Annotated in this window: 17 protein-coding genes and 1 pseudogene; 7 read left to right on the top strand and 11 right to left on the bottom strand. The window is 71.3% G+C overall.

The window, feature by feature from the left end; translation table 11 throughout:
• The first annotated feature begins 86 nt into the window (after nucleotides 1–86).
• Entirely contained in the window at nucleotides 87–1,673 is a 1,587-nt protein-coding gene (locus tag ACIBKY_RS37370) for a PucR family transcriptional regulator (protein WP_397104355.1), read from the top strand.
• Here the strand turns inward: ACIBKY_RS37370 and ACIBKY_RS37365 are convergent.
• The 3 genes from ACIBKY_RS37365 to ACIBKY_RS37355 are packed head-to-tail and all read right to left on the bottom strand — an operon-like array spanning nucleotide 1,666 to nucleotide 6,954.
• The gene (locus tag ACIBKY_RS37365; protein WP_397104353.1) at nucleotides 1,666–2,466 is read right to left on the bottom strand and encodes a GNAT family N-acetyltransferase; all 801 of its coding nucleotides are present in this window, start codon (nucleotides 2,464–2,466) and stop codon (nucleotides 1,666–1,668) included. The two genes, ACIBKY_RS37370 and ACIBKY_RS37365, sit on opposite strands and share 8 nt — an antisense overlap.
• Complete coding sequence (locus ACIBKY_RS37360; RefSeq protein WP_397104351.1) at nucleotides 2,456–5,917, bottom strand: indolepyruvate ferredoxin oxidoreductase family protein; 3,462 nt, start codon at nucleotides 5,915–5,917, stop codon at nucleotides 2,456–2,458. The genes ACIBKY_RS37365 and ACIBKY_RS37360 overlap by 11 nt, the downstream gene beginning before the upstream one ends.
• Complete coding sequence (locus tag ACIBKY_RS37355) at nucleotides 5,914–6,954, bottom strand: Glu/Leu/Phe/Val dehydrogenase dimerization domain-containing protein (RefSeq protein WP_397104349.1); 1,041 nt, start codon at nucleotides 6,952–6,954, stop codon at nucleotides 5,914–5,916. Before ACIBKY_RS37355 ends, ACIBKY_RS37360 begins: the two co-directional genes overlap by 4 nt.
• A 243-nt stretch (nucleotides 6,955–7,197) precedes the next feature.
• Between ACIBKY_RS37355 and ACIBKY_RS37350 the strand changes: the two genes are divergently transcribed.
• Nucleotides 7,198–8,919, top strand: coding sequence for a CocE/NonD family hydrolase (locus ACIBKY_RS37350; RefSeq protein WP_397104347.1), 1,722 nt, complete (start codon nucleotides 7,198–7,200; stop codon nucleotides 8,917–8,919).
• Nucleotides 8,912–10,507, top strand: coding sequence for an ABC transporter substrate-binding protein (locus ACIBKY_RS37345; RefSeq protein ID WP_397104345.1), 1,596 nt, complete (start codon nucleotides 8,912–8,914; stop codon nucleotides 10,505–10,507). The genes ACIBKY_RS37350 and ACIBKY_RS37345 overlap by 8 nt, the downstream gene beginning before the upstream one ends.
• Before the next feature lie 334 nt (nucleotides 10,508–10,841).
• Here ACIBKY_RS37345 and ACIBKY_RS37340 read toward each other — a convergent pair whose 3' ends face one another.
• From ACIBKY_RS37340 to ACIBKY_RS37330, 3 genes are all read right to left on the bottom strand, one after another.
• A complete protein-coding gene (locus tag ACIBKY_RS37340) occupies nucleotides 10,842–12,377 on the bottom strand; it encodes a gamma-glutamyltransferase (RefSeq protein WP_397104343.1) in 1,536 nt (511 codons plus the stop codon).
• A gap of 80 nt (nucleotides 12,378–12,457) precedes the next feature.
• Nucleotides 12,458–14,743 carry a DPP IV N-terminal domain-containing protein gene (locus ACIBKY_RS37335; RefSeq protein ID WP_397104341.1) on the bottom strand — a complete coding sequence of 762 codons (2,286 nt, stop codon included), beginning with the start codon at nucleotides 14,741–14,743 and terminating at the stop codon, nucleotides 12,458–12,460.
• A gap of 155 nt (nucleotides 14,744–14,898) precedes the next feature.
• Nucleotides 14,899–15,075 carry a helix-turn-helix domain-containing protein gene (locus ACIBKY_RS37330; RefSeq protein WP_397104339.1) on the bottom strand — a complete coding sequence of 59 codons (177 nt, stop codon included), beginning with the start codon at nucleotides 15,073–15,075 and terminating at the stop codon, nucleotides 14,899–14,901.
• 12 nt (nucleotides 15,076–15,087) lie between these two features.
• On the opposite strand from ACIBKY_RS37330, the gene ACIBKY_RS37325 reads away from it, so the two are divergent.
• Complete coding sequence (locus ACIBKY_RS37325; protein WP_397104337.1) at nucleotides 15,088–15,498, top strand: alcohol dehydrogenase catalytic domain-containing protein; 411 nt, start codon at nucleotides 15,088–15,090, stop codon at nucleotides 15,496–15,498.
• Nucleotides 15,499–15,501: 3 nt separating this feature from the next.
• On the opposite strand, the gene ACIBKY_RS37320 is transcribed toward ACIBKY_RS37325, so the two are convergent.
• Together ACIBKY_RS37320 and ACIBKY_RS37315 are read right to left on the bottom strand one after the other, a co-directional pair.
• Nucleotides 15,502–16,743, bottom strand: a complete 1,242-nt coding sequence (locus tag ACIBKY_RS37320) for an RICIN domain-containing protein (protein WP_397104335.1) — start codon at nucleotides 16,741–16,743, stop codon at nucleotides 15,502–15,504.
• Nucleotides 16,744–16,776: 33 nt separating this feature from the next.
• Entirely contained in the window at nucleotides 16,777–17,661 is an 885-nt protein-coding gene (locus tag ACIBKY_RS37315; protein ID WP_397104333.1) for a helix-turn-helix domain-containing protein, read from the bottom strand.
• 75 nt (nucleotides 17,662–17,736) lie between these two features.
• On the opposite strand from ACIBKY_RS37315, the gene ACIBKY_RS37310 reads away from it, so the two are divergent.
• On the top strand, nucleotides 17,737–18,519 hold the full coding sequence (locus tag ACIBKY_RS37310; RefSeq protein WP_397104331.1) for an alpha/beta fold hydrolase: 783 nt from the start codon (nucleotides 17,737–17,739) through the stop codon (nucleotides 18,517–18,519).
• On the opposite strand, the gene ACIBKY_RS37305 is transcribed toward ACIBKY_RS37310, so the two are convergent.
• Together ACIBKY_RS37305 and ACIBKY_RS37300 are read right to left on the bottom strand one after the other, a co-directional pair.
• Entirely contained in the window at nucleotides 18,507–18,998 is a 492-nt protein-coding gene (locus ACIBKY_RS37305) for a cupin domain-containing protein (protein ID WP_397104329.1), read from the bottom strand. The two genes, ACIBKY_RS37310 and ACIBKY_RS37305, sit on opposite strands and share 13 nt — an antisense overlap.
• Before the next feature lie 2 nt (nucleotides 18,999–19,000).
• The gene (locus ACIBKY_RS37300) at nucleotides 19,001–19,789 is read right to left on the bottom strand and encodes an alpha/beta fold hydrolase (protein ID WP_397104327.1); all 789 of its coding nucleotides are present in this window, start codon (nucleotides 19,787–19,789) and stop codon (nucleotides 19,001–19,003) included.
• A gap of 108 nt (nucleotides 19,790–19,897) precedes the next feature.
• Between ACIBKY_RS37300 and ACIBKY_RS37295 the strand changes: the two genes are divergently transcribed.
• Nucleotides 19,898–20,407 carry a MarR family winged helix-turn-helix transcriptional regulator gene (locus ACIBKY_RS37295; protein WP_397104325.1) on the top strand — a complete coding sequence of 170 codons (510 nt, stop codon included), beginning with the start codon at nucleotides 19,898–19,900 and terminating at the stop codon, nucleotides 20,405–20,407.
• A 187-nt stretch (nucleotides 20,408–20,594) separates the two neighbouring features.
• The gene (locus tag ACIBKY_RS37290) at nucleotides 20,595–22,370 is read left to right on the top strand and encodes a discoidin domain-containing protein (RefSeq protein WP_397104323.1); all 1,776 of its coding nucleotides are present in this window, start codon (nucleotides 20,595–20,597) and stop codon (nucleotides 22,368–22,370) included.
• A gap of 112 nt (nucleotides 22,371–22,482) precedes the next feature.
• On the opposite strand, the pseudogene ACIBKY_RS37285 reads toward ACIBKY_RS37290, so the two are convergent.
• A pseudogene (locus tag ACIBKY_RS37285) lies at nucleotides 22,483–22,683 on the bottom strand (ABC transporter permease); the annotation flags it as partial.

The following is a 22,683-nucleotide window of genomic DNA, read 5'->3' as shown; positions in this document are numbered from 1 at the left end:
GCACCCTGCTCGGGCACGCTGACAAGTTGCTGACACAGGTGGCCGGGCCGATGTCAGCGTGGGCGGGCGTCCATTATCGTGAGCGGATGACGAGCCGGCCGGCGATCAACGTGCGGCGGATCCTGGAGGATCTGGGCAGTTCGGTCCTCGACGTGGCCGTGCCCTCCGGCGACCTCGACGCGGAGGTCACCGGCGTGTTCATCCACGACCCCGCGGACGGGCAGCCGATCCCGCCCGGCGGGCTGCTGCTCGGGGTCGGAGTGACCGGCCCGCGGCGGATCAGCGACCTGCTGGAGGCGGCCGGGCGGTCCGTGGCGCTCGTGGTGAAACATCCGGTCACGGTGGACGACGAGGTCCGTGCCACCGCGGCGCGGACCGGGACGACGCTGCTGGGCCTGGACAGGAGCGCCTCGTGGACCCAGGTGGCGGCGCTGATGCGCGCGATGCTCGCCGGCGGGGCGCCGGCCGCGGCCGATGACGTGCCCGACGACCTGTTCGCCCTGGCGAACGCGGTCTGTGCGCTGGTGGACGCGCCGATCACGATCGAGGATCGTTCCTCGCGGGTGGTGGCCTATTCGGAACGTCAGGACAAGGCCGATCCCAGCCGCGTGGAGACCATCCTCGGCCGCCAGACGCCCGAGCGGCTGCGGCGGCTGATGGACGAACTCGGCACCTACCGCGCCATCTACCGGAGCCTGGAACCGCTCTACCTCCATCACGAGGACATCTTCCGTACGGCCATCGCGGTCCGATCCGGCGACGAGATCCTCGGCACCATCTGGGCCGTGACGCGCGAGGAGCTGAGCCCGGCCAGGAAGCGGGCGCTGACCGACTCCTCGAAGATGGTCGCGATGCAGATGCTCCGCGCCAGGGCGGGCGCCGACACCCCGCGGCGGCTGCGCGCCGGTCTGCTGTCCGCGGTGCTGGCGGGCGGGCAGGACGCCGCCGCGGCGGCGGAGCGGCTGGGCGTCTCCGGCGGGCACCTGTGCGTCCTGGCCGCGCACCTGGCCGAGCCCGGAGAACCCCCGGCCGTCGAAGAGGACCCGGTCAAGCGGGAGAGCGAACGGCAGCGCTTCAGCGACACGCTGGCGCTGCACCTGAGCGCCATCCACCCGGGCTCGGCCGCGGCCCTCATCGGCCGGGTGACCTACGCCGTCCTGCCGGTGCGGGCGCCGGGCGACGCCGAGCAGCGCGCCGTCCGGGTGGCGGAGTCCTTCCTCGACCGGGTCGGCCACCGCTTCACCGCCAACATCGGGGTGGGGACGCAGGCGGCGGACCTGAGCGAGGTGCCCACGGCCCGCGCGGACGCCGACCGGGCGCTGCGCGTCCTGCGTTCGCGCCGGGCGAGCGGCACGGTGGCGGCCTACCGGGCGGTCCAGTTCGAGTCGCTCCTGCTGCGGCTCGCCGACCTGGCCGCCGCCGAACGGCAGGAGCCCGGCGGGCCGTACCAACTGCTGCTCGCCCACGACGCCGGCCACGGCAGCGACCTGGCGGGCACGCTGCGCGCCTACCTGGAGGCGTTCGGGGACGTCATCGCCGCCGCGGCCGCGATGAAGGTCCACTCCAACACCTTCAGGTACCGCCTGAGGCGCGCGGTCGAGATCAGCGGGATCGACCTGAACGACCATCGCGCGCGGCTCGACGCCATGCTCCAGATGGAGATCTTCAGGTAGGCCCGCCCCTCTCGACGACGTAGAAGGAACGCCGGTGGAACCCGGTCACCCGGCCGCCCTCGGCCAGCAGGCCGCCCAGCACCTCGCGCATCGCCAGCCGCCACGACCTGGCCACGGCCGGATCGCCGCGACGCAGCCCTTCGATGTCCTCCGGCACCGCGACGAGCACCGTCGCCGCGTCCGTGCGCCCCGGCACGGGCCGCCCGTCCGCCTCGCCCAGCCCGACCGCCGCGTCCCGGGGGATCTCCCTCCGGTACGGCTGCCGCCCCACCGCGGCCACCACGCCCGGTTCGGCCAGCCGCCACGTCGTGAGCACCCGGTCGGAGTCGTCGCCACCGCCGTTGATGGCATCGGTCATGACACCGTAGAAGGACGGCAGGTACTCCTCCGGCCTGGCGCCCAGCTTGGCCAGGTTGAAGTGGGCGTTGCGGCGGACCAGCGGATCGAACGTCCACGTGATCCGGTCGAGTCCCCTGGCCAGCGCCCACTCGCGCTGGTGCAGCTTCAGCGCGAAGCCGATCCCGTGGCCCTTGTCGGCGCCGGTGAGGTGGGAGTGCAGCGCCCGGCCGGCCGGCGCGGACAGGAAGCCGACGGAGGCCCCGACGATCCGCCCGTCCGCATAGGCCCCGGCCACGTAGCTCCCGGCGTGCGACAGGGCACGGAGCCACTCCAGGCCGACGGCGTCGATGCCGGGCGGCGGCCGCCAGATGCGGTTGAACATCGCCGCGACGTCCCGAAGGTCCTTCAGATCATGGAGGTCGCGTACGGCCGGGCCACCTCGGTCATGGAGCACTGGTGACCCTTTCCAGCCCGGCGAGCGCCTGGTCGGCCCGGGCGCGGAACTCCGCGACGCGGGCGAGCTTGATGTCCTCGTAGCCGCGGACGAGGTCCGGCAGCGCGGCGATGGCGGCCACCTGCCCGGCCGTCTGCGGGGTGAGCCGGTCGAGCGCGGCCTTCATGAGCCCCTGGAACTCGGTGACGAGTTCCCGCTCCACCCGGCGGACCCGCGCGTACCCGAAGAGGTCCAACGGCGTGCCGCGCAGCCGCCTGGCCGCCCTGAGCAGCAGGAACAACGGCCGCGCGGTACGGCGGAGCCGTATCTTGCGCTTCATGCCCAGCGCCCGCAGCACCGGCGGGTGCAGCAGCACCGCGACCTTCGCGTCCGGCCCGAACTCCGCGGCGCGCCGGGCTTTCTCGGCGGGGTCCAGGTGGAGGCGGGCGACCTCGTACTCGTCCTTGTAGGCCATCAGCTTGTGCAGGCTCCTGGCGTAGGCCGTGGTGATCGTGCGGCCGGTCTCCTCGTCCACGCGCCCGGTCACGGCCGCCTCGACCTCGCCGACCGCGGCGGCGAACCGGCGGGCGTAGACCGGGCTCTGGTAGGCGGTGAGGTCGGCGGTCCAGAGGGCCATGCCGGCGGGCTCGGGGGCCGGGGCGGGCTTGACCACGGCCAGGACCGCGGCGGGGTCGGCCACGGCGGCGCGCCCCCAGCGGAAGGCGGCGAGGTTCTTGTCCACGGCCGCGCCGTTGAGCCGGACGGCCCGCTCGATCGCCCCGGCGCTCAGCGGCAGGCAGCCGTGCTGGAAAGCGGCGCCGACCAGCACCATGTTGGCCGGCATGTGATCGCCGAACAGCGTCTCGGCCAGGCCCTGCGCGTCCAGGTACAGGTTGCCGGGCGCGTCGGTCACGGACTCGATGCGCTCCAGCGCGTCCGCGGGGGAACGGGGCAGGGCGCTCCGGTGCGTGACCATGCCGAGCGTCGGCACCAGCGTCGTGTTGACCACGGCGATCGTGTGGCCGGACCGCGCGGTGGCCAGGTTGCCGTCCGCGGCGGCCCCGATCAGGTCGAGGGCGAGCAGGACGTCCGCGGTGCCCGGGGCCGCCTTGACCGAGCCGGTGACGGGCCGAGCGGAGATCCGCAGATCGCTGACCACGGGACCGCCCTTCTGTGCCAGACCGGTCTGCTCCACGCCCGCCGCGTGCCGGCCGTCCAGACGGGCGGCGGTCTGGAGGATCTGCGAGACCGTCACCACGCCGGTGCCGCCGATGCCGGGCATCCTGATCAGGACGTCGGGAAAGCGCGGCACCGGCTCCGGCAGGTCCGCGCGCGGGGCCGGGGGTTCCTTCTCGCGCCTGCTCCCGGGCGTCACCAGCAGGAACGACGGGCAGTCGCCCTTGAGGCAGCTGAGATCGGAGTTGCAGGAGCCCTGGTGGATGCGGGTCTTGCCGCCGAACGGGGTGTCGACGGGGTGCACGGACAGGCACGTCGACTTCTCGGCGCAGTCGCCGCAGCCTTCGCAGACCCGTTCGTTGACGACGACCTTCTCCGTGGGGGTGGGCAGCTTGCCGCGTTTGCGTAGCCGCCGTTCCTCGGCGGCGCACCGGTCGTCGTGGATCAGCACCGTCACCCCGTCGAGCGCGGCGAGGCTCCGCTCGGCCTCGGCGAACTCGTCGCGATGGCGGACGGTCGCGATCGGATCCAGGCGTACGCCGCGGTAGCTCGCCGGGTCCGCCGTGGTGATGACGACCTTCTTGATCCCCTCGTCGGCCAGCCACCGGGTCAGCGTCGGCACGTCGAGCCGGCCCTCGGCCCGCTGGCCGCCGGTCATCGCGACCGCGTCGTTGTAGAGCAGCTTGTAGGTCATGGTCACGCCGGCGTCCACCGCCGCCCGGACGGCCAGCGAGCCCGAGTGGTGGAAGGTGCCGTCGCCCAGGTTCTGCACGAAGTGGCGGTCGTCGGTGAAGGGGGCGATCCCGAACCACTGCGCGCCCTCGCCGCCCATCTGGGTGATGCCGAGCTGGGTGCCCCGGCCCTTGCCGTCCAGCGCGACCATGGCGTGGCAGCCGATGCCCACGCCCACCAGGGTGGCGTCGTCGGTGCGGGTGGAGGTGTTGTGCGGGCAGCCCGAGCAGAAGAACGGCGCTCTGGCCGCGACCAGGGGCAGCGCGCGCCGGACGATCGGCTCGGGCCGCGGCGGCTCGCCGGTCAGTGTCGCCAGCGCCCGTACGACGTCTTCGGCGCCGAGCGTGCCCCGGGCGGTCAGCAGGGAGCGGCCGACCACCTCGGGCGCGTCCGGGCGCCGGTAGAGCGCCTCCTTTAGCCGCGATTCCACGAAGCTGACCTTGTCCTCCACGACCAGCACGCGCTCGAGGCCGGCGGTCAGCTCCACCAGTTCCTCATCCGAGACGGGGAATGGCATCGACAGCTTGACCAGCCGGAGCCTCGGGGCCGACGGGCCGAGGTCCGCCAGCGCGCGGACCACGACCGCGTGGGCGCCCCCGGGCGCGACGACGCCCAGGGTCGCGCCGTCGCCGTCGGAGGTGACGCGGTTCAGCCCCGCCGTGCGGCTGTAGGCGAGCGCCAGGTCCAGGCGGCGGGTGCGCATGTCGTGCTCGGCGTCCAGCACGGCCCCGCCCAGCCCGGCCGACCCGGCCCGCCCGCGGTCCGGCGGCGGGACGCCCTCGCCCCGCCCCGCCAGTTCCACGGTGGCCGAGCCGTCCGCGACGTCGGCGAGCATCTTCAGCCCGACCCACAGCCCGCTGGCACGCGACATCGCCACGGCGTGCAGTCCGAGCTCGATGACCTCCTCCACCGAGCCCGGCACCAGCAGCGGCATCGACAGGCTCTGGCACATCTGCTCGCACGAACTCGGCACCGACGAGGACTTGCACGCCGGGTCGTCGCCGATCCACGCCACGACCCCGCCCAGCGGGGCCGTGCCGGACACCATGCCATGCCGTACGGCGTCGGCGGCCCGGTCCAGGCCCGGGTTCTTGCCGTACCAGAACCCGGTGACCGCCTCGTGCCGCCGTCCCGGCGCCCGCTCCAGCAGTTGCGTCCCCGCCACGGCGGTCGCCGCCAGTTCCTCGTTCAGGCCGGAGCGGAAGACGACGCCCGCCGGTTCGAGGAACGGCGCCGCCCGTTCCATCTCCATGTCGACCCCGCCCAGGGGTGAGCCCCGGTAGCCGCTGACGAAGATCCGGGTGTCCAGCCCGCGCTCCTCGTCCAGGCGGCGTTGCTCAAGCGTGAGCCGTACCAGCGCCTGGACCCCGGTCATGAGGACACGGCCACCGGCCCGCGCGTACTTGTCGTCCAGCGCGTACCCGTCGTGCGGCGCGTGTCCGTCGTGCGGCTCGTGCCCGTCGTGCGGCGCGTGTCCGTCGTGCGGCTCGTGCCCGTTGCGTGGTTCGGGCCCTTCGTGCGGCTCGTGTCCGTCGTGCGGCTCGTATGGCGGGGCCATGGTCATCGGCCCAGACGGGTGCGGGCGAGTTCGCGCACGGTGAAGTAGGGGCTGACCCCGTCCTGTTCGGCGAGGTCGAGCACCGCGCCGAGGCGCTCGGCGATCTCGGCCACGCGGGCGTTCGCCTCCTCGGCGGCCAGGTGGCGCAGCTCGACGGCGTGGGCGTAGATCGCGCCTCCGGCGCTGACGATGTCGTCAGGGGCCCAGAGGATGCCGCGCTCGTGCAGGAGCCGGGCGACCTCCGGGGTGGTGATCTGGTTGTTGGCCGGTCCGGCGACGGCGGCGCACCTGAGCCGGGGCACCAGCTCCTCCGTCAGCAGGCCGCCCATCGCGGCCGGGACGAGGATGTCGAGCTCGGCCTCGACCAGCTCGTCCGGGGTGAGCCAGGTGGCGCCCACCTCGCCGGCGAGCCGCCGCCTGGCCCGGTCGACGTCGGCGGCCAGGATGTCCGCGCCCTCCGCGGCCAGACGCCGGACCAGGTGCGACCCCACATGGCCGAGCCCCAGCACGCCCACCCGCCGCCCCTTCAGCGGTGCGGTGTCGAGCGCGGCGCCCTTGTCCAGGCGGGCGCAGACCGCGGCCAGGGCGGCCATCACGCCGGTGGCGGTGGCGGGAGAGGAATCGCCGCTGCCGCCCATCTCGGCGGGGGTGCAGAAGACGTGCGGGGTTCGTTCCTTGATGACCGCCATGTCCTCGGGGCCCGTGCCCACGTCCGGGGCGGTCGCGTACCTGCCCCGCAGGGAGTGGACGACGTCGGCGACGTCGTGCAACATGTCGCGGCGGCTTTCCGGGGTGAAGCTGTATCCCTCGGGCAGGGCGACCACGGTCTTGCCGCCTCCGGTGTCCAGCCCGGCGATCGCGCATTTGTCCGTCATGGCCTGCGACAACCGCAGCGCGTCGGCCAGGCCGTCGCGCCAGTCGGCGTAGTGACGCACCCGGCAGCCGCCGCCGGCCGGGCCGAGGACGGTGGAATGGACGGCGATGATGATCGGCAGGCCGGTGCGGACGCCGGCCCGGATGACGACTTCTTCGTGCGCGAACATGATTCCCCTATTCCGGGTCAATGCACTGGCACCGGCAGGCTAGGTGAATTCACCGGGGGCATCGTCCATACGCCGGTACGAATAACGGGCCGGTTTTGGGATGCGCATACGAAGCAGGTGGCGGCGCGACATCTGTCCAAAGCGGCGTGGCCAGTTTTCTACGGGCGTTTGAAAGGGGGCGTTCGCGGCTGCCGTACCGTCGCCAGTGAATTCCGGCCCTGCCTCGACGCGAGGAGAAATGTCATGACAGAAGTGCGCCCGGCGGAAAGGCCGCAGCCCGGTGAGCCGCCGCGCGGCGAGACCTCGCCCGTGATGTCGGAGGGCTCCCGCGTGATCCACGGGTTGCGGGTGCCCATGCGCGACGGGGTGGAGCTGGCGCTGGACCTGGTCCGGCCCGACCTTCCCGGTCCGCTGCCGGTCGTCCTGCAGCGCACGCCGTACGACAAGGTGGCGGGACGGTACGGCGGGATCTACCGGGGGCTGGCTGAGCGGGGCTACATCACGGCCTTCAACGACTGCCGAGGGCGGTTCAACTCCGACGGGGTGTTCGAGCCGCACTTCCACGAGGCCGACGACGGCCACGACGTGATCGAGTGGATCGCCGCGCAGGACTGGTGCGACGGCAACGTCGGGATGCTCGGCGGCTCCTACGCCGGGCAGACCCAGTGGTTCGCCGCCTCGCGCCGGCCGCCGAGCCTGAAGGCGATCGTGCCGTACTGCTCGCCGCCCGCCTCGCCGTGGCGCAACGAGCCGATCTTCGGCGGATGCCTGATGCTGGGCATCACCGAGTGGATGGTCGACATGGGCGTCCGCTCCTACCAGCGGCTCAACCCCATGAGCATGCTGACCGAGCACCAGCCGTACTTCGACGCGCTGCCGCTGACGTCGCTGGCGGAACAGGCCGGGGCCGGCTCGCGCTGGCTGGATGAGATGCTGCGGCACCCGGTGCTCGACGAGTACTGGAAGCGGCGCTCCTATGACCACCACCCGGACTCCGACCTCGCGGTGCTGAACATCACGGGCTGGTGGGACATGAACTTCCCCGGCGCGCCCCTGAACTTCGAGGCCATGCGGACCGGCCGCGCCGCGGACAGGCAGAAGCTGATCATCGGGCCCTGGCCGCACATGGTGAACATGCGGCGCGAGCTCAGCGGCGCCGACTTCGGCGAGCATGCCGTCGTCGAGCTCGACAACTACGTCATCCGCTTCTTCGACCGGTGGCTGAAGGGGATCGAGAACGGCATCGAAGCGGAAAAGCCCGTGCACGTCTTCGTCACCGGCGCGAACGAATGGTGGGCGGAGGACGAGTGGCCGCTGCGCGACGCCGAGGAGGTGCCGTTCTACTTCCACTCGGGGGGCCGCGCCAACTCGCTGGACGGCGACGGCGTCCTGTCGGCCGGCCCGCCGGGTGCCGAGCCGGCCGACGTCTACCGCTACGATCCCCTCGACCAGGGCACACGTGTCTGGAGCATGCAGGAGGGGCCGGTCGACGAGCGTCCCGCGCAGCAGCGCGCGGACCTGCTCTGCTACACCAGCGAGCCGCTGGCCGAGCCGCTCGACGTCGTCGGCTGGGTTACCTGCCGGTTGTGGGCCTCGTCGTCGGCACTCGACACGGACTGGCATGTGCGCCTGTCGGACGTGCAGCCGGACGGCACCGCTCGCTTCCTGTGCCGCGGCGCGCTGCGGGCGCGGTTCCGCGAGTCGTTCGAGGAGCCGAAGCTGCTCGAACCCGGCGAGCCCACCCTGTTCGAGTTCACCATGGACGCCTGCGGGGTGCGCTTCCTGCCGGGACACCGCATCCGCGTGGAGGTGAGCAGCACCGGGTTCAGCCGCTACGACCGCAACACCAACTCCGGTGCGGACAACCCCTTCGACGACGACAAGGTCGTCGTCGCCGACCAGCGCGTCTTCCACGAGGCGGGGCTCGCGTCCTGCGTCGTGCTGCCGGTCGTGCGCCGTGGCTGAGACACGCACACCCGCCGGCGCTCTCATCGCCGCGGTGACCGCCGCCGCGCTGGCCTCGGGGTGCGGCGGCGCGCCGCGCCCGGCCGCGGGCCCCGCCGAGTACGTCAAGGACGGCACCTTCACCTTCGCGATCCCCGCCGACCCCGGCATCCTCGACCCCTACCGCAACCTGCTCCCGCACGGCGAGATGACGAGCCTCACCTACGACTCGCTCATCAACGTCACCCCGCGGGGCCAGATCGTGTCGGGGCTGGCGGCGACCTGGAAAGCCGACGCCAGGACCGCCACCTTCACCCTCAAGAAGGGCATCACCTGCTCCGACGGCTCCCCGCTCACCGCGGGCACCGTGGCCAGGGCACTCGGCCACCTCAAGAACCCGTCGCCGCTGTCCGGGCTGCTGGTGCCGGCCGCGCCGTACGACGTCGGCGCCGACGAGGCGACGGGCACGGTGAAGGTGACGATGAAGAAGCCCTTCGCCCTCCTGATCGAGACGCTGGGCCGCGTCCCCATCGTCTGCGACAAGGGCCTGGCCGACCCCAAGCTCCTGGAGAACGCGACGGTGGGCAGCGGGCCCTTCGTGCTCAGCAAGATCGTCCGCGGCGACACCTACACCTTCACCCGCCGCGACGGCTACACCTGGGGCCCGGACGGCGCCGCCGGCAACGCCCCCGGCAGCCCCGCCACGATCGTGTTCAAGGTCGTGCCGAACGAGACCACCCGCGCCAACCTGCTGCTGGCCGGGCAGGTCAACCTGGCCAACGTCGCCGGCCCCGACCGCGAGCGGCTGCTGGCCCGCAACCTGGAGCGTTTCGACCTCACGGCCATGCTCGGCGAGCTCTGGTACAACCAGCGCGACGGCCGGCCCGGCGCCGATCCGCTCGTCCGCCGCGCCCTGACCGCCGCCCTGGACCTGGACGAGCTGGTGAACGTCGTCACCTCGGGTACGGGCACACGGGCCCCCGGCCTGGTGGCGAGCCAGACCCAGCCGTGCGCCGCCGACAACGTCACCGGCCACCTGCCCGCCACCGATCCCGTACGGGCCGCCGCCCTGCTCGACCAGGCCGGCTGGGTCAAGGGCGCCGGTGGGACACGCGCCAAGGACGGCGAGAAGCTCGTGATCGACCTGCACTACAGCCCCAGCGAAGGCGAGGGCAGCGTGGCCGCCGCCGAGCTGGTGTCCAAGCGCTGGCAGGCGGTCGGCGTCACCGTGAAGCTGACCTCCGACGACCTGGCCGCCGCCACCAGGGCCATGTTCGAGACCGGCGACTTCGACGCCTACTGGGCGGGCCTCAGGTTCGACCTGCCCACCCACATCCTGCCGTGGGCCTCCGGCGCCGTCCCGCCCAAGGGCCAGAACTTCACCGGCATCGACAACCCCGACTTCGTCAAGCTGGCCGGCGAGGCCGCCGCCACCACCGGCGCCGCGGGCTGCGCGCTCTGGAACGAGGCCGAGCGGGCCCTCCTGCGCGACGCCGACATCGTCCCGATCGCGGTGGCCAAGCAGCCGTTCTTCTTCAGCAAGGCCCAGGGCGAGACGGAGGGCTGGCTGCAGCAGCCGATCCCGACCAGCATCAGGGTGCTGAAGTGACGCACGCGAAGGGCCAGGACCCGGTCCTGGCCCTGTCCACGCCGGTGCGTGCGCGAAGGACTGAGGTGTGGCCATCGACCTTCTTCTGCGGATCGCTGAAGGCCTCCCGAGAAAGAAGGGCGAGAATGCGGCATGACCGCGCCGCTGCCAAAGGGGCCCGCATCGGGAGGCCGGCCATTCCCTGACCAGGGAGCCGGATCGGGAAAGGCTTCTGATCCCGCCACAAACCCGGCTCTGTGCCGTCCCCACTATTCAGGACCGGAAATGGCGCGGCCCGCGATATTGACGGACCCTTGACGAGGAGGTCCGTCAATATCGCGTCACGGCCACACCGCTAGTACCCGGCGGCGCTGCCCAGCCTGCGGGGGTCGGCGACGCCGTGCAGGGTGCCGTCCTCGCCGAACGCGATGGCCTGGCAGCTGCCCATCTCCAGCTCCCACGGCGAGACGCGGGTGATGCCGACGCCGCGCCGTTCCACCTCCGTGAGGACGACGTCACCGAAGGAGGACTCCACGATCGGCCGCCTGCTGGGATACACGGACGCGCCGAACATGGGCTGGTTCACCGATTCGAGCGCCGTCATGCCCCGCTCCAGGACGTTCACGGAGTTCTGGTACACGTTCTGCACCGCCGAGATCGCCGGCGACCCGGCCACGTACGCCGGCTTGCCGTCGCGCATGGCCAGCAGCGAGGTGCCCCAGCCGACCGGGATCTTCACCCAAGGGTCGGCGAACAACGTGATCGGCCGCGGCATGATCACCCCGTCCGTCATCAGCCCGACGCCGAAGGCCGTGGAACTGGAGGAGTGCGTGCCGTGCGCGATCATGCCGCGCTCGTCCACGACCACGATCGCGTTGGTGCCGCCGTTCATCGGGTCGAACGGCCGGGGCTTGCCGTGCACCACCCTGGGCACCAGCCGCTCGGCCGCCTCCGGCGAGATCGCGCGCAGCGTGTCCTCGATCGGGACGGTCGGATCGGTGAACGGGTCGGGGATCTCGTCCAGGCCGTAGGCCCACACTTCCTCGACGACGCGCATCCGCGTGTACAGGTCGTCGGTCTCGATCAGCGACGACAGGCTCAGCAGCAGCGGGTAGAGCGCGCCCACCGTGTGCAGTTCGTAGCCGCCCGCGGTGGGCAACGGCGGGAGCGGCATCTCGACGGCACTGGCCGCGGCCATGTCGTCGAGGGTGATCCGGCCGCCGTGCCGCCGTGCCGTCTCGACGTACCTCTTGGCGAACTCGCCTTCGTGGAAGTACTCGGGCCCCTGCTCGGCGAGTTGCTCGATGGTACGGGCGAGCGCTGGCTGGCGCAGCACCTCACCGACGCGGAACAGGTGACCGCCGGGGAACCAGGTGTCGTGGCCCTCCTGATAGCGACCGGCGGCCATGCGGTAGGCGAACGCCCAGCCCCACAGCAACTGGTCGGCCACGAAACCCTCACGTGCCGCCACCACCGCGTCGGCGAACAGCTCCGCCCACGACAGGCGGCCGAACTTGCTCCACGCGGCGTGCGCGCCGCGCACCCAGCCGGGCGGCACCACGGTGCGGCCCGACAGCCGGGCGCCGTCGTCCAGGTCACCGTTCTCGCCCGCGGGCAGGCCCGCCATACCCGCGATCACCAGGCTCTGCCGGGTGTCCGGGTCGTAGACCGTGACCGACAGTCCGCCGGCCAGCGTGGTCATCGTCGGCTCGACCACCGTCTGCACCGCCGCGGCGGCCAGGTAGGCGTCCACCGCGCTGCCGCCCTTGCGCAGCACGGCCACGCCCGCCGCCGACGCCGCGGGGTGGGAGGTCGAGATCATGCCCTTGCCGCCGGTGGCGGACACGTGCTCCGGGTCGGGGCACGCCGGTCGCGCGGGTACTCCACTCATCAGGTCTCTCCTTCGGCTCATAAGCTCAACGTGCTGTGACGGCACGTCCCGGGCGGCCCCCGCCGCCCGGGACGGCCGGGTCATCCGACGAACATCTCCGCGATGCGCTCCTCGTCGAGCACCGAAGGAGCGAGCCGGTACGCCGGCGGCTCCACCTCGAGCAGGTGACGGACGAAGTAGTCGAACAGCTTCCTGAACATGTAGTGCTCGTAGCCCAGGTAGAGGTGCTCGGCGCCGGGGATGATCAGCAGGTCCACGTCCTTGTCGTGGGCGATGAGCCGGTCGACGAAGCGCAGCGTCTGCTCCGGCAGGACCTTGGTGTCCACCCCGCCCTGGATGAGCAGCAGCTTGCCCTGCAGCCGGGCCGCGGACTCGGCGTTGGAGGACAGCGCGTAGTCCACCTCGCCCACCGGGCCGTCGTAGGTCTCCGCCCAGCCCTGCTGGTAGCTCAGGCTGTCGTGGTTGCCGGAGCGGGAGACGCCGACCTTGTAGAACTCGGGGTGGTCGAGCATCGCCCGCGCGGTCTGGTAACCGCCGCCGGAGATGCCGGTGATGCCCACCTTGTCGATGTCCATCCACGGGCGGGTCCGCGCCAGCTCCGTGATCGCGGACACGTGGTCTTCCATGCCGCCGGCGCTCTTGTAGTTCCGGTAGGAGTGGTCATGGAAGGCCTTGTCGCGGCCCGGAGTGCCACGGCCCTCCATGGCGACCACCACGAAGCCGAGCGCGGCCAGAGCCTCGGCCTCGTACCCGAACGGCCCCGGGTCGAACGTCGGGAGCACGCGCAGGACCTGCGGACCCGGGTACGCCACGTCGATGACCGGATAGCACTGGTTCGGATCGAAGTCGTGTGGCTTGTAGAGCACGCCGAAGATGTCGGTGATGCCGTCGGCGGCCTTGGCGCGGAAGCGGTCGGGGGCGCTCCAGCCGGTGGCCTGCAGCGCGGAGATGTCGGCCCGCTCCAGCTCGACGCGGACGGCCCCGTCCCAGCCGCGTACGGTGATCACCGGCGGCGTGTCCGTCGTGGAGGCGTTGTCGACGAAGTAGCGGCCGTCGGCCGAGACGCTCACCACGTGGTGGAGGGCGTCGTCGGTGATCCGGGTGAACCCGCCGCCGTCCAGCCCCGCCTTGCAGACCGAGCGGCGGTAGGGGTCCTCGGAGATCAGCCCGCCGGCGGTGAAGTAGACGGTACGGCTCGCCTCGTCGACGTGCAGGATCTCCTGGACGGCCCAGCCTCCGGAGGTCACCTGGTTGCGGAGCTCGCCGGTCCTGGTGTCGTACAGGTAGAGGTGGCCCCAGCCGTCGCGCTGGGAGTACCACAGCACCTCCGCCCCGCCGTTGATCACCTTGATGATGGGGAAGAAGTTGAGCGCCGTCTGGGTGGGCTCCACGCGGGTGGGGCCGGTCTCGGTGATCAGGGTGGTCACCTCGCCGGTGACCGGGTCCATGCGCTTGAGCTTCAGGGTGCGCACGTCGCGGGACTGGCTGAGGTAGTAGACGGCCGAGCTGTCCTCCGCCCAGAAGGCCCAGCGCACCACCATCGGCGAGATGATCGTCATCAGTACGGGCTCGTCCTGCGCCTTCACGACCCGGCCGCCGATCACGTCGACCACGGTCATCTCGGCGGTCGGGATGTGCGTGTCGCCGGGCAGGGCCAGCCGCTGCGGCTGCAGGTTGGGCCGGCTGCCGTCGCGGGGCCAGTTCTCGATCAGGTGCGCCAGGCCGATGCCCGACTGGTCGGTGCGGTGGCTCAGCACCTTGGTGGCGTCGGGCGACCAGGCGGCGCAGATCGGGTTCTCCGGCAGCCCGACCGCCTTCATGAGGTTGTCGTACTGGAAGTAGTCGGGGCTCACGCCGTACTCGTGGCCGGCGTCGCCGTCGGTGGTCAGGGGCCGGGTCTGGTTGTCGGCGATCCGGCGCAGCCCGAGGTTGGGCCCGTCGCGGTAGACGGTGTACTGCCCGTCGGGCGAGACGGCCTCGATCGGGTTGACGGCCGGCGGGGCCGGCGTCTCCTGCGCCTCGTAGGTGTCCAGGGACACCTGCCAGGTCTTGTCGAAGGCGGCGAAATAGACGGAGTCGCCGGCCAGTGCGATCGCCATGAAGGGCAGCTTGGCCGCGCTCACCTCGTGACCGGAGGCCGCCTCCAGGGCTTTGGCGAGCCGCTCGTGGTCGAAGGCGGGGCGCCGGGTGCCCGCCTCCGGGTCCACGACGAGGAACTGCCGCCGGGTCGCGGTGCTCGACCGGTACCAGAAGCGGGCTCCGTCGCCGAGCCAGTTCGGCACGACCCTGTCACCGAAAACGATCTTGCTCCGGTTGTGCATGAGGAGCTTTTCGGCGGTCTTGTAAAGGGAGTCGCTCAATCGCATGGAGTCTCCTTTCGACGGCCGGACCGGCCGTGCGATGTGTACAACGTTCACTATACGCACAACGTACGCAGTGCGTACATCGTTCCGTTCGCGAATGTCGTACGCACGGGAGACTCGTGTGCGCGGGAGCTCCGGCCGCAGCCGGACGGCCATGGTCAGCGGCCGGGCAGCGGGCAGCCCTGGCGGCGGTACTGGCCGGGGGCCATGCCGTACTGGCGCTTGAAGGCGTGGGAGAAGGCGTACTCCGAGCTGTAGCCGACCTCGGTGGCGATCTCGCCCAGCGCGGCGTCCTTGTCGCGCAGCATGCGGGCGGCCGCGCCCAGCCGCCACACGGCGACGCCTCGGTGATCTCGCCGGACGAGCTGCCGGTGCCGCGGCCGGGTCCCGGTGAGGTGCCCGTCCGGGTGGCCGCGACCTCCTTCAACCCGTCGGAGGTCGGGCTGCTGAAGGACACGCTCGGCATCACCCTGCCGCACACGCTCGGCTGGGATGTCGCGGGGACCGTGATCACCGGGGCGTTCGTGTCGATCACCCGGCCGATCGGGCATCCGCGCGCCGTTCACTTCGTGGCCCGCAACGATCCGGGTCAGCTCGCCGAGCTGGTGGCGCTGATCGACAAGGGCGTGGTGGACGTCGAGGTGAGCGCCCGGCCGCTGGCGGCGCTGGCGGACCTGCACCGTGCGGCCGAGCGCGGGAATATCCGGGGAAAGGTCACGGTGAATATGAACGCCACCAAGAGAGCGCGTTCTCAATAAGTGTCAACGCGCCCAACGTTGATTGGCGCCGCCCGAGCAGTCCCAGATCTGCAACCGGGTGCCGTTGGCGGAGCTCGCCCCGGTCGCGTCGAGGCACTTGTTCGCCTGAGGATTGACGATCTGGCCGGTGCCGGAGTTGAAGGTCCATCGCTGGGCGCCGGTGCCGTTGCAGTCGTAGAGCTGGACCCGCGTGCCGTTGGCGGTGCCGGCGGAGGCGACGTCCATGCACTTGCCGAGCGCCCGCACGGAACCGTCACCGTTCCACGTCCAGTTCTGCGCGGCGGAGCCGTTGCAGTCCCAGAGCTGCACGGCCGTGCCATTGGCGGGGCTGGCGCCCGCCACGTCGACGCACTTGCCGCCGACGCCGACGATCTGGCCGCCGCCGGCGGCGGGCGGGGCGTGGACGCGGACGTAGTCGACGGTCATCGTCTGCGGGAACGTGGTGGTCGCGTCGGGGTAGCCGGGCCAGTGCCCGCCGACGGCCACGTTCATGATCATGAAGAAGGGGTGGTCGAAGACCCATCGGTCGCCGCCGAGGTCGGCGGGCGTGCGCCGCTGGTACTCGTTGCCGTCGACGTACCAGATGATGAGGTTCGGCGACCAGTCGACGGTGAAGGTGTGGAAGGCGTCGGCGAACGCGCCGCTGATCGAGTACGCGGCGCCGATGCCCGCGCCGCCGGAGTAGCCGGGACCGTGGATGGTGCCGTGAACGGTGCCGGGTTCGCGGCCGATGTTCTCCATGATGTCGATCTCGCCGCTGCCGGGCCAGCCGACCGACCCGATGTCGTTGCCGAGCATCCAGAACGCCGGCCAGATGCCCTGGCCGCGTGGCACCTTCAGGCGCGCTTCGAAGCGGCCGTAGGCCCTGGTGAAGGTGGCGGCGGTCAGCAACCGGGCCGAGGTGTACTGGCAGGTCCCGTAGTGGCACTGGAAGTTGGCGGGGTTCTCCCGGCGGGCGGTGATCACGAGGTTGCCGCCGCCGTCCAGGGCGGCGTTGCGGGTGCTGCTGGTGTAGTACTGCTGCTCGTTGTTGCCCCAGCCGCTGCCGCCGACGTCGAAGCGCCACTTCGACGGGTCCACGGCGCTGCCGGCCGATCCGTTGAACTCGTCGGACCAGACCAGCGGGCCGGGGGCGGGAGCGGCGGTGACGGCCGCGCTCGCGGCCATGGGGGCCAGCATCGCCAGGACGGTGGTGAGGGCGGCACCGATGGCGAGCGACATTCTTGAACGGGGGGTGTGATCCATTCGGGTTTCCTCACCGGATTCACAGAAATGGATTTACCCGAGACTGTCCGGCACGACAAGCCCGCTGTCAAGAGAGCGCTCTCTTGCGGTGAACTCCGTGGGCCAGGCGAGGTCGTCGACGGCCAGGAACGCCTCACCGGCCACGGACGCCGGGGTCACCCCGGTGAATCCCATGACGTCCCGGTGCAGGTGGGACTGGTCGGCGTAACCCATCTCCGCCGCGACCCCGGCCGCGCTTTCACCCGCGGCCAGCCGGTGCGCGGCGTGGTCGAAGCGGACCAGTTTGGCGGCGCGCTTGGGCGGCAGCCCGATCTGGTCCCGGAACCGCGACCACAACCGCTTACGGCTCCACCCGACCTCGGCCGCGAGCCCGTCGATCCGCGCCAGTCCACGCCCGCCGACGATCCGGCGCCAGGCCCGCGCCACCTCCGGATCGACGCGCGCCCCCGCCTCATACCGGCGGGCGAGCAGCACCTCCGTCAGGGTGAAGCGGTCCTGCCAGGAGCGGACCTCGCCCAGCCGCTCAAGCAGCCGCGAGGCCTCCCGCCCCCACAGGTCGTCCAGGGCCACGGCGGCGCCGTCCAGCTCAGCCGGGCCAACGCCCAGAACCGCGCGGGCGACCAGCGGAGACAGCCGCACCTGCACACATTCGACGTTCTCGCCCCGCGCCCAGACCGTGCCTCCGGTCCCGAACCCGGGCCCGGCGACGATGCTTCCTCCCTGCCGCCCGGCGGCGTGGTCCAGGACCGGCGAACCGCTCCCGAACTCCAGCAGCAGCGTCACGGCCGGGTGCGGGACCATCCGGAGCGCGTCCAGATCACCGACCCGGAATCCGGCCATGCTGACACCGGCCACCCGGCCGGGCAGCCGCGGGACCGCGACCTCCCACCGGGCCGCACCGTGGACGAACGTCCGCACGGCCCCATGCTACGAGCCCCGTTGAGGGAACATTCGTCCAAGACACCGCCGCGTACCGGCGTGGACAGTGACCTCATGACCGTTTCCGAAACCCTGCACGTGCGGCGGGACGGCCCGCGCGACGCCCCCGCGCTTCTGCTCATCCATGGGTCCGCGTCCTCGTCGCGCTCGTGGGACTTGCTGGTTCCTTTGCTGACCGGATCCCATCACGTGATCCGGATCGACCTGCTCGGCCACGGCCGATCGCCCAAACCGGACGACGTCAGCTACGCGACCGCCGACCAGGCTCACCGGGTCGGTGCGGCCCTGGACCGGCTCGGCGTCGACCACGCCGTCGTGGCCGGTCACTCCAGCGGCGGCGTGATCGCCACCGCTCTGGCCAAACAGCGTCCCGGCCTGGTGAACGCGCTCGCGCTCATCAACACCGGCCCCAGCCTGGGCGCCTTCATGGCATCGGAGTCCGACGCCATCAGCCCGGAGCCGTGGCCGCCGGCCGACGAGCGGATCCGCCGGTTCGCGAGCACCGGCTTCAGCCGCCCGGGATACGAGGTCCCTCGGGAACTCCTGGACGAGGTACGCGCCATGACGTACCACTCGCTCGTCGCGACGATGCGGGCGACGACCGAATACCTGCACGAGCGGGCGCTCCCGGAACGGCTGGCGCCCCTCGGCAAGCCGCTCCTGGTGATCTTCGGCGAGGATGACCGCAGATGGCGGCCGGCGTCCGCGGCCGACTACCTGGTCGTACCGGGCGCGAAGGTCGAGATGCTGCCCGGTCTCGGGCACTCGCCCCTCCTGGAGGACCCGCCGCGGACCGCCACCGCCCTGCTGGCCTTCACCGCCGGTCAGAGGAAGTAGCTGTCGTGGTGAATGAGGAACTCGGCGCGTTCGGCGTCGGTGAGGTCGCCGAGCTGGGTGATCCCTTCGAAGTACTCCTCGCGGGGCGCGCCCGGGGCGAACAGCATCAGCATGGACGCGGGCTCCCCCGACTCGTTGCGGAAGGCGTGTAGCCCGCCGACCGGGACGTAGAGATAGTCGCCGGAGACGGCGTCGATCCAGCGTTCGCCGTCGAACAGCCGCATCGTGCCGGACAGGATGAAGAACGACTCCGACATCGCCTTGTGGAAGTGGGTGCTGGGCCCGCCGAACTTCGGCCCCATGTCCACCCGGTACAGGCCGTACTCCCCTCCGGTGGAGGCGGTGGTGGACAGGTAGTGGTAGCGGGTCTCGCCGCCGGTGCCCGGCCCCGAGACGAAGTCGGGCGCGGCGCCGGACGGCCGGAACAGGGCGTTGACCTCGCCCTGCTCGCCGAAGTAGCGGGGGTCGGGGTAGGACATGGCTACTTCTCCCCGGTGAGGAAGCCGCCGGTGAGCTCGACCAGTCCGGTGGGGTCGGCGAACCAGTCCATGTGGCCCTGCCCCCGCACCTCGACCAGGCGGCTGCCGGCGATGGCCCGGTGCAGCTGCCGCGAGCCCTCCATCGGGATCATGGCGTCGTCGCCGAACCCGATGACCAGGGTGGGAGCGGTGATGGCGGGCAGCAGGTCCCGGATGTCCACGCGCGCCCCGAGCTCGATCTGGCGGCCCATCCCCGCGGGCGGCCACGCGTCGGCCTGGGAGGCGGCGAGCCCGTCGTGGCCGAAGGAGTCCAGCGCCGCCGCGCTGAACCCGGTCAGGGCGGAGAACCGCTTGAACAGGTCACGGTCGGTCTCCAGCAGCCTGCGCCAGGTCTCGAAGTAGAAGGCGTCGCGGGGTCCGGTCGAATGCGCCCATCCGCCGGCCAGCACCAGACTGCGTACCAGTTCGGGCCTGGTCGCGGCGACTGCCGCGGCGGCGACCGCGCCCAGCGAGAAGCCGAGCAGGTCCACCGGGCCGTCCGCGGCCGCCTCGATGGACGCGGCGACCTGGCCGGCGATCAGGTCGACGGTCAGCTCCGAACCGTCGTCCTCGGTCTGCCCGCTGCCGCTGAAGTTGGGACGGATCACCGTGTGGGTGTCGGCGAAGTACGGCACGACGTTGCCGAAGACCTTGTCGGCGTCACCGCCGGTGCCGTGCACCAGGGCCAGGCCCGGCCCGGCGCCGTCCAGCTCGTAGTGGACCTTGGAACCCCGGAAGGAGGTGAAAGGCATGCGACTCAACCCCTGAGAAAGACGATAGCTGATAAGATGAGCGCTAAGATAATGAGCAGTTATGCGAGTGTCAAGTAGATGAGCGCTCGCCTATTCGGAGGAGTCGTCATGGCCGACGCGGTGGACGCGGTGCTGGAGCAGTGGCGCCGGGAGCGTCCCGACATCGACATCTGGCCGGTCGGCATCGTCGGCCGCCTCATGCGGCTGTCGCGCATGTGGGATATGTCGATCAAGGAAGTACTGGCCAAGCACGGTCTCGAACCCGGCGAGTTCGACGTCCTGTCGACGCTGCGGCGCTCGGGCGAGCCGTACGAGCTGACCGCGGGGACCTTCCTCAAGGTCTCCCTGGTCACCACCGGAGCGATCACCCTGCGTGTGGACAAGATGCAGGACAAGGGCCTGGTCACCCGGGTACGCGACACGGCCGACCGCCGCTCGGTCAAGATCCGCCTCACCCCGCACGGCCTGGAGGTCATCGACCGGGTGCTCCCCGAGCACATCGCCAACCAGGCCCGCCTGCTCCAGTCCCTGGACGAGGAGCAGCGCGACCAGTTCGCCGCGATCATGTCCGGTCTGCTGCGGTCCTACGGCGACACCCCGTCCACCGCCACTCCCTGACCGGACGGCTTTATTGCGGACTCCATAGATAGTCTCTCACAGGGCTTGCGACAGCGTGTCAGAAGACGGGATGATCCCGGCATGAGGTGCCATGTCCGGAGCAATATCCTCTGGAGTCCATCAATAGTGGCAGCAGCCCGGTGATCATTGGAACCTCCCCTCGACCTCTCGCCGCGAAGGAAGGCCCATGCGCGTCTTAACCCCTCCCCTGGCCGTGGCCGTAGCTCTGGCCGGACTGCTCGCCGCCACCACTCCCGCCACCGCCGACCGGGGATCCAAACCCCGCTACCGCCTCGACTGCGACGGCCGCACCTGCACCGTGGTCGCCACCGCCAAGTCCCGGCCGCACCGCGTGCAGGAGTTCGTCACCACCGTCAGAAGCGGTGAGCAGGTCTGGGCACGAGACACGCTCTACAGCCGTGACGGGCGCGTACGCAGCCGCCCCTTCACCCTCCCCGAGCAGGACATCACGGTCGACGTCTCCGTCACCTCCCTGCCCGAGAACCATGTGGGCACGCCGCTGCGGCTGATGGCGTGGAACCTCTTCGTCGGCGGGACGTTCGACCGCAAGGAGACCACCGGCGAGAACCTCGCCCAGATGATCGACTACATGAACGAGGTCAACCCCGACGTCTTCTTCGTGGTCGAGGGGTACGGGTCCGGCCAGAAGATCCTCGACGGGCTCAACGCCGGGCGGCCGTCGAACGACCGGTACTCCGGCGTACAGCTCACCCAGCCGCAGGACTACAGCGTCAACGGCGACAACCTGTGGCTCTACACCAAGCTCAAGATCGAGAAGGTCTACCCCCGCTACGCCGACGCCGACATCTCCTCCTTCAACCTCGGCGGCGCCCGCCTCGGCCTGCCCAACGGCAAGCACGTCCACGCGTTCAGCCTGTGGACCTGGCACGACGGATGGGCGTACGGCGACACCCACGACGCGGCCGTGCAGAACACCCATGGCCTGCCCCGCACCAAGACCACCGATCAGATCCTGGAGGGCGACCACTTCCGCCGGGTCGCGATGGGCAAGGCCATCCTCGAGAAGGCCATCCCGTCCTTCATCGGCGACGACGACGCCCCCGTCCTCATGGGCGGCGACCTCAACGCGCAGTCGCACCTGGACTGGTCGGAGCAGTTCGCCAACGCTCCCGGCCATGGTGGAGTGGTACTGCCCTGGCCGTACACCAAGCAGTACAGCGACGCCGGCTTCCTCGACACCTTCCGCTACGCCAACCCCGACGCCGGACGCCACCCCGGCCGCACGTGGAGCCCGTTCCACGGCATGGGCGCCATTCCCGGACGCATCGACTACGTCTTCGCCCGCGGCAAGGACGTCCGCGTCCTGGGCTCCCGCGCCGACGTCGACCGTCTCCCCCGCCATCAGCAGTCGCCGCTCAACCGGCCGTACCCCTTCTACTCCGACCACGGCTCCGTCATCACCGACATCCTGATCCGCGGCAAGGGCAGGGGACCCGACCGGGCGCCCGTCACCGAACAGCCCGGCAAGGGACGCGACATCTGGCCCGCGGCACCCGCCGGCCGCCGCGTCCCGCCCGCCGAGCTCACCGCCACCGCCAGTACGTTCAAGCCCGGTATCGGCGATCCGGCGAGGGCCGTCGACGGCAACCTCACCACCGACTTCCACTCCGACTACCCCGTGGTGCCGCCGCAGCCGCACACCATCACCGTCGACCTCGGCCGCGTCAGGAAGCTGTCGGCCGTACGCTTCCAGCCCAAGCTCCGGGTCAACATGAACGGCACCATCCTTGAGGGAATGGTGCAGGTCAGTGACGACGGCGTCACGTTCAGGGACGTCAAGCGGGTCGCGTGGCCCCGCATGACCGCGCCCAACGACGTCATGCTCGACGGCGTCACGGCCCGCTACATCAGGCTGCGCAGCGACTACAGCCTCGGCGGCGCCTCCGCCCTCGCCGAGATCATCCCCTACGAGGACGCCTGACACCCGCCCCAGAGGTCAGAGCCCGCCGCCCTCGTCCAAAGGGGGCGGCGGGCACCGGGCGCCTTGTGAACGTGGGCCGGGATCCCTCGATGGGGCCGGGCCGTGTCGGCCGTCAGGCGATCTTGCGGCGGTAGGTGTTCATGGCGAGGAGGTAGGCGGCGATGAGGATGCCCGCGCACCAGGCCAGGGCGGTCCAGATGTCGGTGCCGGTGGGTTGGTCGGTGAGCAGGGCGCGGATGGTGTTGACGATGGAGGTGACCGGCTGGTGTTCGGCGAAGAAGCGGACCGGGCCGGGCATGGTGCTGGTGGGGAC

Origin of the sequence: Nonomuraea sp. NPDC050394, from assembly GCF_044459065.1 — a bacterium.
Classification (GTDB): domain Bacteria; phylum Actinomycetota; class Actinomycetes; order Streptosporangiales; family Streptosporangiaceae; genus Nonomuraea.
This window is presented reverse-complemented; position numbering and strand designations above follow the sequence as displayed.

Coding starts and splice junctions, on each gene's coding strand:
- ACIBKY_RS37305 (WP_397104329.1), bottom strand. CDS start 18,998: ATGTCCTACCCCGACCCCCGCTACTTCGGCGAGCAGGGCGAGGTCAAC.
- ACIBKY_RS37290 (WP_397104323.1), top strand. CDS start 20,595: ATGCGCGTCTTAACCCCTCCCCTGGCCGTGGCCGTAGCTCTGGCCGGA.
- ACIBKY_RS37370 (WP_397104355.1), top strand. CDS start 87: ATGACGAGCCGGCCGGCGATCAACGTGCGGCGGATCCTGGAGGATCTG.
- ACIBKY_RS37295 (WP_397104325.1), top strand. CDS start 19,898: ATGGCCGACGCGGTGGACGCGGTGCTGGAGCAGTGGCGCCGGGAGCGT.
- ACIBKY_RS37300 (WP_397104327.1), bottom strand. CDS start 19,789: ATGCCTTTCACCTCCTTCCGGGGTTCCAAGGTCCACTACGAGCTGGAC.
- ACIBKY_RS37310 (WP_397104331.1), top strand. CDS start 17,737: ATGACCGTTTCCGAAACCCTGCACGTGCGGCGGGACGGCCCGCGCGAC.
- ACIBKY_RS37320 (WP_397104335.1), bottom strand. CDS start 16,743: ATGGATCACACCCCCCGTTCAAGAATGTCGCTCGCCATCGGTGCCGCC.
- ACIBKY_RS37355 (WP_397104349.1), bottom strand. CDS start 6,954: ATGTTCGCGCACGAAGAAGTCGTCATCCGGGCCGGCGTCCGCACCGGC.
- ACIBKY_RS37340 (WP_397104343.1), bottom strand. CDS start 12,377: ATGAGTGGAGTACCCGCGCGACCGGCGTGCCCCGACCCGGAGCACGTG.
- ACIBKY_RS37360 (WP_397104351.1), bottom strand. CDS start 5,917: ATGACCATGGCCCCGCCATACGAGCCGCACGACGGACACGAGCCGCAC.
- ACIBKY_RS37335 (WP_397104341.1), bottom strand. CDS start 14,743: ATGCGATTGAGCGACTCCCTTTACAAGACCGCCGAAAAGCTCCTCATG.
- ACIBKY_RS37350 (WP_397104347.1), top strand. CDS start 7,198: ATGACAGAAGTGCGCCCGGCGGAAAGGCCGCAGCCCGGTGAGCCGCCG.